The 12159-nt window shown below is 56.7% G+C and carries 11 protein-coding genes; 1 reads left to right on the forward strand and 10 read right to left on the reverse strand.

From position 1 onward, the window contains the following. Nucleotides 1-51: 51 nt before the first annotated feature. From USH94_RS14835 to USH94_RS14855, 5 genes are read right to left on the reverse strand one after another with little or no spacing between them, the layout of a single operon-like run. Entirely contained in the window at nt 52-1014 is a 963-nt protein-coding gene (locus tag USH94_RS14835; protein WP_111964831.1) for a spore coat protein U domain-containing protein, read from the reverse strand. Beyond that, a complete protein-coding gene (locus tag USH94_RS14840; RefSeq protein ID WP_111964832.1) occupies nt 1011-3395 on the reverse strand; it encodes a fimbria/pilus outer membrane usher protein in 2385 nt (794 codons plus the stop codon). Before USH94_RS14840 ends, USH94_RS14835 begins: the two co-directional genes overlap by 4 nt. Further along, complete coding sequence (locus USH94_RS14845; RefSeq protein WP_111964833.1) at nt 3371-4126, reverse strand: molecular chaperone; 756 nt, start codon at nt 4124-4126, stop codon at nt 3371-3373. Before USH94_RS14845 ends, USH94_RS14840 begins: the two co-directional genes overlap by 25 nt. Before the next feature lie 16 nt (nt 4127-4142). After that, the gene (locus tag USH94_RS14850; protein WP_111964834.1) at nt 4143-4691 is read right to left on the reverse strand and encodes a spore coat U domain-containing protein; all 549 of its coding nucleotides are present in this window, start codon (nt 4689-4691) and stop codon (nt 4143-4145) included. A 12-nt stretch (nt 4692-4703) separates the two neighbouring features. Further along, nucleotides 4704-5276 carry a spore coat U domain-containing protein gene (locus tag USH94_RS14855; RefSeq protein ID WP_111964835.1) on the reverse strand — a complete coding sequence of 191 codons (573 nt, stop codon included), beginning with the start codon at nt 5274-5276 and terminating at the stop codon, nt 4704-4706. Between the two features lie 429 nt (nt 5277-5705). Between USH94_RS14855 and USH94_RS14860 the strand changes: the two genes are divergently transcribed. Then, the gene (locus USH94_RS14860) at nt 5706-6971 is read left to right on the forward strand and encodes a dicarboxylate/amino acid:cation symporter (protein WP_111964836.1); all 1266 of its coding nucleotides are present in this window, start codon (nt 5706-5708) and stop codon (nt 6969-6971) included. A gap of 104 nt (nt 6972-7075) precedes the next feature. On the opposite strand, the gene cheW is transcribed toward USH94_RS14860, so the two are convergent. The 5 genes from cheW to flhC all read right to left on the reverse strand — a co-directional run bounded on the left by cheW (nt 7076) and on the right by flhC (nt 12158). Continuing rightward, nucleotides 7076-7579: a chemotaxis protein CheW gene (gene cheW / locus USH94_RS14865; RefSeq protein ID WP_023312262.1), complete on the reverse strand. Its 504-nt coding sequence runs from the start codon at nt 7577-7579 to the stop codon at nt 7076-7078. A 19-nt stretch (nt 7580-7598) separates the two neighbouring features. Next, nucleotides 7599-9638 carry a chemotaxis protein CheA gene (gene cheA, locus USH94_RS14870; RefSeq protein ID WP_111964837.1) on the reverse strand — a complete coding sequence of 680 codons (2040 nt, stop codon included), beginning with the start codon at nt 9636-9638 and terminating at the stop codon, nt 7599-7601. A gap of 4 nt (nt 9639-9642) precedes the next feature. Beyond that, entirely contained in the window at nt 9643-10572 is a 930-nt protein-coding gene (gene motB, locus USH94_RS14875) for a flagellar motor protein MotB (RefSeq protein WP_109845187.1), read from the reverse strand. Next, nucleotides 10569-11456, reverse strand: a complete 888-nt coding sequence (gene motA, locus USH94_RS14880) for a flagellar motor stator protein MotA (protein ID WP_008500417.1) — start codon at nt 11454-11456, stop codon at nt 10569-10571. The genes motB and motA overlap by 4 nt, the downstream gene beginning before the upstream one ends. A 123-nt stretch (nt 11457-11579) precedes the next feature. Beyond that, entirely contained in the window at nt 11580-12158 is a 579-nt protein-coding gene (flhC, locus tag USH94_RS14885; protein ID WP_013096051.1) for a flagellar transcriptional regulator FlhC, read from the reverse strand. Nucleotide 12159: the final 1 nt, after the last annotated feature.

The following is a 12159-nucleotide window of genomic DNA, read 5'->3' on the forward strand; positions in this document are numbered from 1 at the left end:
ATCGGCACAGCCCACAGGAACTTTACATTTGCGAAAGGGAAAAGCGCGGGGTTAAAACGCCACGTCGACAATAAGCGTGTCGGTGTAGGTTCCGGCAGGAGGCGTGGCCTGACTGGTCAGGACTTTCGCGGTGTAGTTGTAGGTGCGCAGTAAACCGTCGGCACTTACCTGCGACGACGTCGCGCTGGACCAGCGCTCGCTGCCGCTGCCGCCCCAGCGGTTACCGGTGGCTTCCTTATAGATGTCGTAGCTCATGGCGTTACTGCCGCTCACCATGCGCCGCACGTTGTTCAGCGCGTTGGCACCGTTATTAATGCCGATGGTATACGTACTGCCTTTGGTACAGGTGACGGCAATCGCCTGCGAGACGGTAGGGAAACTTTGCACCAGCGGCGCGCTGTTGAAGTTGACGTCCGGCGTGGTCATGGCGCTGCAGTCGTTGGTGACGGTCATATCTAACAGGATGGTGGTTGTCGCGGTTCCCGTCTGATTGATTGTGCAAGCGCCGAGCGCGCCCACGGAGCAGACGCTGTAGTTAACGCTGAAGGTTAACTGCACCTGATATGGCCCGGCAGTCACGTTTTGCCCGGCGACGGTGCGGAAATAAAGCGGAATGTTGTACTGCTTTGATCCCAGTAACCCCAGCAGGGTATTCCCGCTCCAGGTATACGATTTACTTATCTGTACCTCGCTGCTGCTCGCGCACCCCGATAGCCCGCACAGCCGGGTGGGGATCACGTCGGTGATGGCCGCATTATCCGTGCGTTTCATGGTGGCCCGACTGTTGCCCGAAACCGATGCCGCGGTGTAGGTCAGCGTTACCGAGTCGCTGGTCAGCAGATTCAACACGGCATCGCAGGCCACCACCAGCGTGCCGGTGGTTTGAACTTCCCCGGTTCCGCTGAGCGCGAACGAAGTGACGCTGCCAAACGACGCATTAACCGTACTGACGGTACACGCCGCCCAGCCGCCGCCGGAAAAAAGCAGCAGGATCAACAGCAGCAGGCGCGTCATGGCTCCTCCCGACAAATCAGCGGCCCGTAGGTTTTTAGCTTGTGCTCCGGATTGGCCCCCACGGTCAGAGTGGCCTTGCAGCGTTTACCGTCAGGTGCAATCACCTCGAGCGGGTTCACATCGCTGAGATTTTCCAGCCATGCGATGCCGTCATACCCCACCACCGCATTGCTGCGCGAGACGCGTCGGACCTGGCTTCCCACCGGCAGCGCCTGGCCGCGCGCATCATGCAGAATGACGCTTGCCACCCGCTCCTGCTCCATCGGGAAATCGACCAGATAGCCGCTGTGGCGGCGGATCGCTATCCGCCGTTCGGTCTCTTTCAGACGGGTATCCGCCGGCAGATTCAGGGTATCAATCCGGTAGCTTGCCGGATAATACGCCGACACCCCGCTGATCAGCAGGTAGCCATTATTATTGGTTTTACCGACGGGCTGGTTCTCATAGCTGACGGGCACATCCGGGTGGCCGTCGGTACTGATAACTACAAATGCATCGTTGATCTTATTCGCTGCAAACAGCTCGCCGTCCATCAGCACAATTGCGCCCATTGCCTCGCCCCACCAGGTCATGGTGTCCCTTTCGCCATAGCCGCCGCCCTGCAGCTCTATGTTGTTATTGCGCCAGCCCAGCGTAGCCTGTTGATAATCGCTGGATCTTGACTGGTTGGCCCAGGCCATGTTCCAGCTGAAACCGCCGTCAGAAGGCATAGAGTGGTTGTAGTTAATGCGCTGGGTACTGCCGGCATCCGGGGTATTTTCAACGGTGACGGCAGCGCTGTCGCGTGCTCCCAGCGGCACCTGCAGCGACAGCGCGACCGTCCAGTCTCCCCGCTGCTGGTCCCGGCTGCCGGCCAGGTAAATGCTGCTCGCCCCCCACAGGTTGCGGCTCCAGGAGAGATTGAGCAGCTCGGTTTTTTGACTGTCAAAACTCTCCACCCCAATCCAGGCCGCGCCGATATTGCCGTACCGTCCCAGATTGAAGGTCAGAGAATACTGATCCGTATTGCGGCTAAAGCTGGCGATGGGCTTATCGTTTTCGTCATATACCGTCGGCTGATCGTAGAGGGCCAGATTGCCAAAGCCGCGGTCGCGACGCGTGTGTTGAGTGGCGACGCTAAATTCGCTGGTACTGTACTGGTAACCCCAGTTGATTTGCCCGCCCGCATCCCCGCGCATGCGGCTCTGCGAGTAAGAGGTATTTACCACGCCAAACTGGCCGAGTTTTATTACCGTTCCCGCACCACCCAGCGCCAGCTCCTGCGCCCCTTCTGCATGCCCTTCCAGCGTTAGCCAGTCCGTCACCCCGTAGCGATACGAGCCGCTGCCTGCCGCCGAGCCGTAGTCAAAATTCTTGATACCGTAATTACGCCGCAGGCTGCCGAGCGTCACGGCGCCGTCGCTCAGCCCTTGTTTAAGTAAGTCACTGGTGACGTAAAACGGGAGCGTGGTGCTTACCTGGCGTCCCAGCGCATCCGTTGTGACCAGTACCGCATCCCCGGCGCCGTTGATATAGGGTAAATTAGTCAGGGTGAAGGGGCCGGGCTGAAGCTGGGTCGAACCGGAGCGATAGCCGTTGATAAAAAGATCGACCGAGGTGGGTACCGCGGCTTCCCCTGCGAACTCGGGCAGCGGCCATGTCACCAGGTCAGGTCGCAGGGAGAAATCCCGCCCTACGCTTACGCCCCCCATCCGCACGCTGGAGCTCCAGCTCAGGGCATCGCTGATCACGTCCCCGACGCTCCAGCTCATCGCGTCATCTTCGTGAGTGAACAGCAGGGTCGTATCATAGCGGACATACCCTTCCTGCTGGCCGTCATTACCGGTGAAATTTTCCCGCGCGTAACCGGTGGAGGAAAACGAGCCGTTCTCGTTGAAGTAGCGGAACTCATGCCAGAGCGACGCCTGACCGCCGATATGTTCCGTGTGGTTAGTGTAGAGATCGTAATTCAGCAGCGCCCCGCGGCCAAAGTGCGGTTTGGCCTGCGCCGTTTGCCCGCTAAAAGACGTCACGCGGGCCGTCACCCAGTCACGGGGCACGGTCAGCAGCAGGCGCTGCGCGGCGCTGTCATACTCGACCCGAACCTGAGCAAGCGAGGAGAGATTCACCTCTCCGGTGGGAACATGCGCCGGGGGCAGCCCCGCGCGCAGCAAATCGGCGCTTGATATAAAGAAAGCGCCTTTACGCTGCGTCACGGGCACGACCAGACCAGTATCGTAGTGGTTCAGCACGAGGGCAAGCTGGAAAACCGCTTCATCATTTATCGCCTGCGCCTGGGGAGGTGGCGGCAAACTGTCGTCGCCGGGCTCGGCCAGGGTCGCGGAACTGACGCAAAGCAGTATCATCATCGCCGGCTTCAGTTGACGGGCGTCGACTGCCATTGTGCGTCCCTGGCATTAATCTGTGCGCTCATCCGCTCTGGCTGACGAACGCCAGCGGGTATGGGCCAGCTGCGGGTGCTGCCCGGGAGGACGTAACCCAGTAGTCCTTCCGCTACCGTGCGTTTCTGCCCTCCCTGCTCCAGCGTCACCTGGCTCAGCCTGACATGGACATCCCCCCGATTTCTGACCTCCAGCACAGGCTGCCCCTCCGCGCGCGTCACACGCCAGCTCAGGTTTTGGGGTTCCGCCAGCGCGTGATGCGCGCCCTCTTTCATGGTTCGGATCCCCTGTCCATACACGAACAGAGGGATGGAGTAACGCATCTGCAATTTGAGGCCGATGGCGGGTTCGGCTTTTGCATCAGGCTGGGGGATTTCATCCACGATAATGCGGTAAGCCTGTTCGACGCCCGCGGGAACCGCAGCCTGTTTGATAAGGCGAATAAGCTGCTTGCTGCCTGTGCCAATCGTGACGATGGGCGGGCTGGCGACCACGTCCTGCTGCGAGGTATATCGCTCGTGTCCGTCCTCCTGCTTCCAGCGCACGATGCGGACCTGCATCGTCGTGGCGCTGTTTCCCTGGTTCTGGATCCACAGTTCAGTGGCGTTGGCGTCCGCAGCAAGCCACGGGTCGATAGGCCAGAGCAGAATGGTGGCTGCCGCCTGCGCCTGGCCGGCAACCGCCATTCCCAACGCGCCCGCCAGACAAACGGGTCTGAAAAATGGCTTCATCAACACTCTCCCTTTATTACCATGACAAGGTCACGGTGAGCTGATCGGAATAGGTTCCCGCCGGGCTAAACCCGGTCAGTAGCGCTACGCCAAAAAGCGGTAGCGCGATGTTATTGCTGTTGGTATAGGTCACCGGTATCGCCTGGTTGACGCCAATTTCACTGTTTGCGGCCAGCGAGCTGCTGCTGTAGAGCCGGTATGGCACCAGCTCTGTTCCACCGGACCGCTTCATGCGGCGAACGGATGAATAATTCTGCCCGCCATTAATGCTCATGCTCAGCGACACGCCCGGCGTACAGGCGATAGACAACGCCCCGTTTGGCACAAAGCTGGTGCTGACCGGCGCGCTCTCGACGCCGTTATGGCTGCCAAAATCCAGCGTACCGAGAAGCCCTCCGCTACCGGTGGCCACCGCGCACCCTGGAACAATCGTCGCGCTGACCTTAAAGGACTGGGATGTCACCGCATCCGCTGCGGGCATCATGAGCAATCCGGCGATCAGCGCGAAAAAAGGCTGCACGATTCCCTCTGCGCGATTGCGCAGACCAGTAAGAGTTGCCTTCATGGCGGTGCAGGACTAATAGGTTACGCTGACGTTTATCGTGTCGGTGTAGGTGCCCGGGACGACCGTCACGCTGTTACCGCCGCCGGTAATCCGTCCGTAGAGGGTGTAACTGTCCACCCCTCCGGCCGTTGAGGCGATCGGCAGCGCGGCGTTATTGGCAATCACGCTGTTAAACCCGCTGTCGCTATACAGGCTGTATGCCACACCCTGAGCCGCGTTGGCGGTGTTAACCAGATAGCGCGCAGGTGTTCCCGGGGTGCCGACAACGGTGCCGGGGGCGGTAGAGTTGGTGTTGCCGGTGATCGCCACCGTATAGCTGGCGGTTGTACATTGAATGGTGAAGGTGTTTCCGCCGCTGGCGCCGGTTAGCTGCGTGGTCAGAGTGGAAAACGTTGCGGGATGGGTGCCGAAATCCAGTGTCCCGAAGTTAATGCCGTTTTGCGTGGGCGATCCGTTTATCAGACAACCATTCGTGAGCGTCAGCGTCGCCCCGATGGTGCCGCTGCTGGTAACGGCCAGCGCCTGATGGACCGTTGTCGCAGTCAGTAAAGTGCCTGCGCAGATCAAAAGGAGTTTTCTTTTCATTTACCACCCTCCAGAAGACGTCTCCGTTCCCTTGCCACGTTTTATTTTTGTCGTTCAAGATGTTAGCCCCGCTTAATGTTCCTCTGAGGGGGTTATTGAGAATTTAGTTTACGGATATCGCTTCGACCACCTGCCCCACAACGCATAAGCCATATGTCTTATTGACTAAATTTTCACATAAATAACAGAGGGTTAAATTAAAACAGGCAGCAATTTTATTATATCTAAGGAGAATATATCCATTAAAGTGTGACGGCGATCACAATATATCGTCTGCACATTAACAACAAATTTAATAAAACTTAAAAAGGAGTTGTATCCCCCTACACTTTGCGTCAATTTATGTGCCGAATAATTTCCTGCATCGTAATAAAAAATTTATATGTATCGATGCGGGCTACATCTGAAGCGCATAGAGGGTCTTTTTTCGTGGCAAGTGCAAACAAACTCACACTCTTCATCGTGATATTCATGCTGGCGGGTATTCTTTCAGGGGCAGCAATTCATGAGTATGCATCTGCGGATGCCATCAAAGCCTGGTCGGATAATATTACCCTTCTGACCGATATTTTCCTCCGTCTGATCAAAATGGTCATTGCACCGTTGGTCTTTAGTACGCTCACCGTTGGCATTATGAAGCTGGGCGAAACTTCCACCATTGGCCGCGTCGGCGGTAAAGCGATGGTGTGGTTTATCAGCTCATCCGTGCTCTCTATTCTGGTCGGACTGTTTATCGTCACGCTGGAGCATCCGGGAAGCGGTCTGAACCTGACGATCCCAACCGAGGCGGTAGATACCGGTCTGGCCGTTGGAGGCATGACGCTGAAAGCGTTCCTGTCTCACACCATTCCAACCAGTATCGCAGGGGCGATGTCAAACAATGAGATCCTGCAGATTGTGGTGTTCTCGATGTTCTTCGGCATTGGCGGCGCGTCGCTGGGACAGAAATTCAACGCCCCGCTGGTAGCCGCGCTGGATGTGGTTTCCCATATCATGCTTAAGGTAACAGGTTACGTGATGTACGTTGCGCCGCTGGCCATTTTCGCGGCGATTTCCTCCGTCATTGCCACGCAGGGTCTGGGCATTCTGCTGAACTACGCCTCGTTTATTGGTGGCTACTATGTTGCCATTCTTCTTACCTGCATGGTGCTGCTGGCCGTGGGTTACATGGTGCTGAAAAAAGAGGTGTTTCGCCTGGTCAGCATGCTGAAAGACCCTGTTCTGGTGGCGTTTACCACCAGCAGCTCTGAAGCCGCCTACCCTAAAACGCTGGAACAGCTGGAGCGCTTTGGCTGCTCGCGCAACATCGCCTCTTTCGTTCTGCCGATTGGCTACTCCTTCAACCTGGTGGGTTCGATGGTGTATTGCTCATTCGCCTCGATGTTTATCGCGCAGGCATACAACATTCACCTGAGCTTCTCTGAAGTGACGGTGCTGATGCTGACCCTGATGCTGGCGTCGAAAGGGATTGCAGGCGTACCGCGTTCTTCCCTGGTGGTGCTGGCAGCAACCATTCCGAGCTTTAATATTCCGGTGGCGGGTATTCTGCTCCTCATGGGGATCGACCACTTCCTGGATATGGGCCGTTCCGCAATTAACGTTCTGGGGAATGGTATTGCGACCGCGATGCTGTCGCAGAATGAAGGTGCGCGGGAAGCGGACGCTGAAGCTGAGCTGGTAAAGCAGGAAGCGTAAGGTGAAAAAAAGGGTGAGGCCTGATGCCCTCACCCCAGCCCTCACCCTGTGAGTGAGGGAGCAAATACAAAAAACGGCAACCCCGGTTGCCGTTTTGCATTTACTTACGCGACGTGACTCGCGGCGATGTCCAGCAGCGCCATCTCATCGCTGTTCAGCAGCTTCTCAATGTTCACCAGAATCAGCATACGCTCGCCGAGCGCGCCCAGTCCGGTCAGATATTCGGTCGACAGCGTGACCGCAAACTCCGGTGCAGGACGAATTTGGTCAGAGGTCAGGGAAAGCACATCAGATACGCCATCCACCACGATACCTACCACGCGCTGCCCCAGATTCAGAACGATCACCACGGTGTTGTCGTCGTAGTCAACGTCGCCCTGGCTGAACTTCACGCGCAGGTCCACGATTGGCACAATGACGCCACGCAGGTTGGTGACACCTTTAATAAACGCAGGCGTATTAGCGATGCGGGTAACCTGGTCGTAACCACGGATTTCCTGCACTTTAAGGATATCGATGCCGTACTCCTCATCGCCTAAAGTGAATACCAGGAATTCCTGCCCTGATGGCTCGCCCGCCAGTTTCGTTACATTACTCATACCGGTCATGTTATTACCTTCTACTTAATCAGGCGGCTGTGTACGCCACACGTTGTTCACGATTTAATCCCTGAAGCGCCGACACGTCGACGATCAGCGCCACGCTACCATCACCCAGAATGGTGGCGGCAGAAATACCCGGCACTTTGCGGTAGTTGCTTTCGAGGTTCTTCACCACCACCTGGTGTTGACCAATCAGCTGATCGACCAGCAGCGCGTAGCGGCGGCCCGCGCTTTGCAGGATCACAACGATGCCCTGCGTGGCCTCGGTCTTCGCCCCGTCCACTTCGAACACTTTCCACAGTTCCACCAGCGGCAGGTACTCACCGCGCACTTCGAGGACGCGCTCGCCGCCCGCCAGCGGATGCAGATCTTCTTCACGCGGCTGCAGGGATTCCATCACGGCGTTCAGCGGCAGGATAAAGACTTCGTCCGCCACTTTAACGGACATGCCGTCGAGGATCGCCAGCGTCAGCGGCAGCAGGATGCGAATGGTGGTGCCGGAACCCTGTTTAGACTGGATCTCAACGTGGCCGCCCATCTCCTGGATGTTACGTTTCACCACGTCCATGCCAACACCGCGTCCGGAGACGTCGGTCACCTGCTCCGCGGTAGAGAAGCCCGGCGCGAAGATCAGCATGCCCACTTCTTCGTCGGTCATGTTTTCATTGACCGCCATCCCCTGCGAAATCGCTTTTGCCAGGATGCGCTCGCGGTTAAGACCCGCGCCGTCGTCGGTCACTTCGATGCAGATGTTTCCGCCCTGGTGTTCCGCAGAGAGGATCAGGTTGCCGACCGGGGATTTACCGGCGGCAATGCGGTTTTCCGGCAGTTCGATCCCGTGGTCGAGGCTGTTACGCACCAGGTGCGTTAAAGGGTCAATAATGCGCTCGATCAGGCTCTTATCCAGTTCGGTTGAGCTGCCCATCAGGGTCAGTTCAATTTGTTTGTTCAGCTTGCTGGCAAGGTCGCGGACCAGACGCGGGAAGCGGCTGAAGACATATTCCATCGGCATCATACGGATGGACATGACCGATTCCTGCAGGTCGCGGGCGTTACGCTGCAGCTGACCCATGCTGGTAATCAGGTCGCCGTGCGTGACCGGATCCAGTTCGTTAGAACGTTGCGCCAGCATCGACTGGGTGATCACCAGTTCGCCAACCAGGTTAATCAGCTGGTCAACCTTCTCAACGGCAACGCGGATACTGGTTGACTCGCTGGAGCGAGCGGCAGGTTTCTCACCACGTCCACCTGGTGCCGCAGCCTCTTTTGGTACGGCCTTCAGCGCCGGGGCCGCAGGTGCCACAGCCGGTGCGGCAGCCTGAGCCACAACAGCCACCTCTTCCGCAGCGGCAGGGGCGTCAACCGCAGCAGTTTCGGTTTCGAAGGCAATCTGGTCAGCTTCAATCACGAAGCACAACACCGCTACGATATCGTCCTGGCCAATACCGTCATCAAGCGTCGCGGCCAGGCTGTCTTTGCCTTTTACCACGTTGCTTAACTTCGCCAGGTTGCCCAGCTCTTCTTCCAGCAGGTTAACTTCATTCTCTTTGAGGCGTGACAGCACAACGCGCAGTTTTCCCGTCTGTGCAGCGGCTGGCGCGGCCTCATCGACAGCAACCGCATCGACAACGCTCAGTTTCGCCGCAGGGACAACGGCTGCAGCGACCTCACCTTTTGCTTCCAGGGCGAGCTGGCGCAGCGCATTGCAGATGTATTCAAAGCTGGCGGCATCAGGCTCTGCCGAACTTTTATAGGCGTCGAGCTGTTCCTGCATAATATCTTTGGTTTCCAAAAACAGGTTGATAATGTCGGTATTGAGCTGCATCTCACCGCGTCGTGCTTCATCAAGCAGGTTTTCCATTAAATGGGTCGTTTCCTGCAGGATGGTAAATCCAAACGTTCCGGCTCCGCCTTTAATAGAGTGCGCCGCACGGAAGATGGCATTGAGCTGCTCGGAGTCCGGTGCTTCGGGCACCAAATCGAGCAAGTGTTGCTCCATATCGGCCAACAATTCGTCGGCTTCATCAAAGAATGTCTGGTAAAAATCGCTAATATCCATGCTCACGCTATCACCTCGGATTGGCTGGTGGCGATGTTGGAACGGCAGCCGAAGGAACGGCCCCAGGCTGTTTTAAATCGTCCAGTGACTCATTCTGACTTTCGGCGTTTTCATGCAGGATGGCCTGCTCCGCCTGCTGGTTCAGCACTAAAAGACTGATACGACGGTTGATGGCATCATCCGGCCCGCGGTCGGAAACGCGCATGGTTGCGGCCATGCCGACTACGCGCAGTACCTTGCCATCATCAAGCCCACCTACCACCAACTCGCGACGCGAGGCGTTGGCACGATCGGCAGAAAGCTCCCAGTTGCTGTATCCCTTCTCCCCACTGGCGTACGGGAAATCATCCGTGTGTCCTGACAGGCTGATTCGGTTAGGAATGCCGTTCAGCACCGGTGCAATGGCACGCAGAATGTCGCGCATATACGGTTCGACTTCCGCACTCCCGGTTTTAAACATTGGGCGGTTCTGGCTGTCGATAATCTGAATACGCAGCCCTTCCTGCACCAGGTCGATCTTCAGATGCGGGCGCAGCGCGCGCAGTTTCGGATCTGCTTCAATCAGCTGATCGAGATCGCCACGCAGTTTCTTCAGGCGCGCCTGCTCCATCTTTCTTTTCAGCTCGTCGATGTTCGGCTCTTTTTTAACCTCACCCTTCTGCTGGGTGTAATCATCGCCGCCGCCGGGGATCGGGCTGTCGCTGTTAGAGATACGCGGCCCGCCGGCTACCGCCGTTGCCAGCGGCGTGCGGAAATATTCGGCAATCTGGATCAGTTCTTTTGGGCTGGAGATGGAGATCAGCCACATCACCAGAAAGAACGCCATCATTGCCGTCATAAAGTCGGCGTACGCAATTTTCCACGAGCCGTGTGCGCCATGCCCGCCGCCCTTGTGCTTGCGTTTTTTTACGATGACGATCGGATGGGACTGGTTTTTCATGCGTCCTCAGTTGTCGTCTGTTGGTTTGGGTTTTTCACCGCACGCACGTGTTCTTCAAGCTCGATAAACGACGGACGCTCGCTGGAGTAAAGCGTTTTACGGCCAAACTCAACCGCGATCGGTGGCGCGTAACCGTTGAGGTTAGAGAGCAGCGTAATCTTCACGCACTGCATCATTTTGGTGGTTTCGGCGCTCTTCTGGCGCAGAACGCTTGCCAGCGGAGAGATGAAGCCGTACGCCAGCAAAATACCGAGGAAGGTTCCCACCATCGCGTGGGCAATCAGCGCACCGAGCTCGGCTGCCGGACGGTCTGCCGAGGCCAGGGCGTGAACCACCCCCATCACCGCTGCAACGATACCGAATGCAGGAAGCGAGTCGCCCACCAGCGCCAGGCTATTGGCCGGCACTTCTGATTCGCTTTCGTGGGTTTCGATCTCTTCGTCCATCAGCGCTTCGATTTCGAAGGTATTCATGTTGCCGCTGATGATCAGTCGCAGATAGTCGACGATGAAATCCAGCATCATCGCGTCAGCAAGAATACGCGGATAGCTGGCAAAAATTTCGCTCTCTTTCGGGTTTTCGATATCCCGTTCAAGCGAGAACATGCCCTGCTGACGCGACTTCGCCATCAGGCGATAGAGCAGTGCCAGCAGATCCATATACATGCTTTTCGTGTATTTCGAGCGACGGAACAGCAACGGAATTGCTTTCAGCGTGCCCTTGATCGATTTACCGTTGTTACCAACGATAAAAGCCCCTACCCCTGCGCCGCCGATGATAATAAGTTCAGCCGGTTGATAGAGTGCTCCAAGGTGCCCGCCGGTCATCATGTAACCGCCGAAAACTGTACCGAGAACTACCAGGTAACCTAATAAGATAAGCACGACATCATCCTTCCGCTAGTGACTATGGCAAGGATGTCCAGCTCGCAGCGTTGACCGATTGCGGGGTAAAAAAAAGCAGCGGTAATTGCTTACCGCTGCTGGAATCTTTCCCACACGTTCGGGTTAAACAGCCTGTTCGATCTGTTCATCCAGCAGTTGTGGAATAATATCGGCAGCATCCCGGGAAAGTTTACGTCTTTTTACTGCGCGGGATGGAGGCTGACATAAACTACAGGCGAAGCTGCCTGCAGGTTGATGAGCATGGGTAATAAAATTGCCATCGCAGCAGTTGCAGCGCGACAGCTCAAGCATTCCGCTCTCAACAAAACGCACCAGCGTCCATGCGCGGGTCAGCGCCAGCAGAGGGCCTTCTTCCTGCTGTGGGCATTGTTCAAGGTAAAGTTTGTACGCTTTGATCACGGCGTCAACGCCGCTACACAAACCGGTTTTGAGAAGATACTGCCAGGCATTACAGAACATGGAAGCGTGAATGTTCTGCTCCCACGTCATAAACCAGTCGGTAGAAAACGGCAGCATGCCTTTCGGCGGGGGACTACCACGTAACTCTTTGTACAGTTTGATGAGACGACCACGGCTCAGCTGAGTCTCGCTTTCCAGCATTTGTAAACGAGCACCCAGTGTAATCAGCTCCATAGCCAACTGTATGTCACGCGCTTCCTGAACAATGCTTTTCTCGCTCATT

The sequence above is a fragment of the Enterobacter sp. 148H3 genome (assembly GCF_034107425.1).
Taxonomy (GTDB): Bacteria; Pseudomonadota; Gammaproteobacteria; order Enterobacterales; family Enterobacteriaceae; genus Enterobacter; species Enterobacter vonholyi.

Excerpts from the sequence above, each read along its gene's own strand:
- USH94_RS14835 (WP_111964831.1), bottom strand. The coding sequence starts at position 1,014 with ATGACGCGCCTGCTGCTGTTGATCCTGCTGCTTTTTTCCGGCGGCGGC.
- USH94_RS14840 (WP_111964832.1), bottom strand. The coding sequence starts at position 3,395 with ATGGCAGTCGACGCCCGTCAACTGAAGCCGGCGATGATGATACTGCTT.
- USH94_RS14845 (WP_111964833.1), bottom strand. The coding sequence starts at position 4,126 with ATGAAGCCATTTTTCAGACCCGTTTGTCTGGCGGGCGCGTTGGGAATG.
- USH94_RS14850 (WP_111964834.1), bottom strand. The coding sequence starts at position 4,691 with ATGAAGGCAACTCTTACTGGTCTGCGCAATCGCGCAGAGGGAATCGTG.
- USH94_RS14855 (WP_111964835.1), bottom strand. The coding sequence starts at position 5,276 with ATGAAAAGAAAACTCCTTTTGATCTGCGCAGGCACTTTACTGACTGCG.
- cheW (WP_023312262.1), bottom strand. The coding sequence starts at position 7,579 with ATGACCGGTATGAGTAATGTAACGAAACTGGCGGGCGAGCCATCAGGG.
- motB (WP_109845187.1), bottom strand. The coding sequence starts at position 10,572 with ATGAAAAACCAGTCCCATCCGATCGTCATCGTAAAAAAACGCAAGCAC.
- flhC (WP_013096051.1), bottom strand. The coding sequence starts at position 12,158 with ATGAGCGAGAAAAGCATTGTTCAGGAAGCGCGTGACATACAGTTGGCT.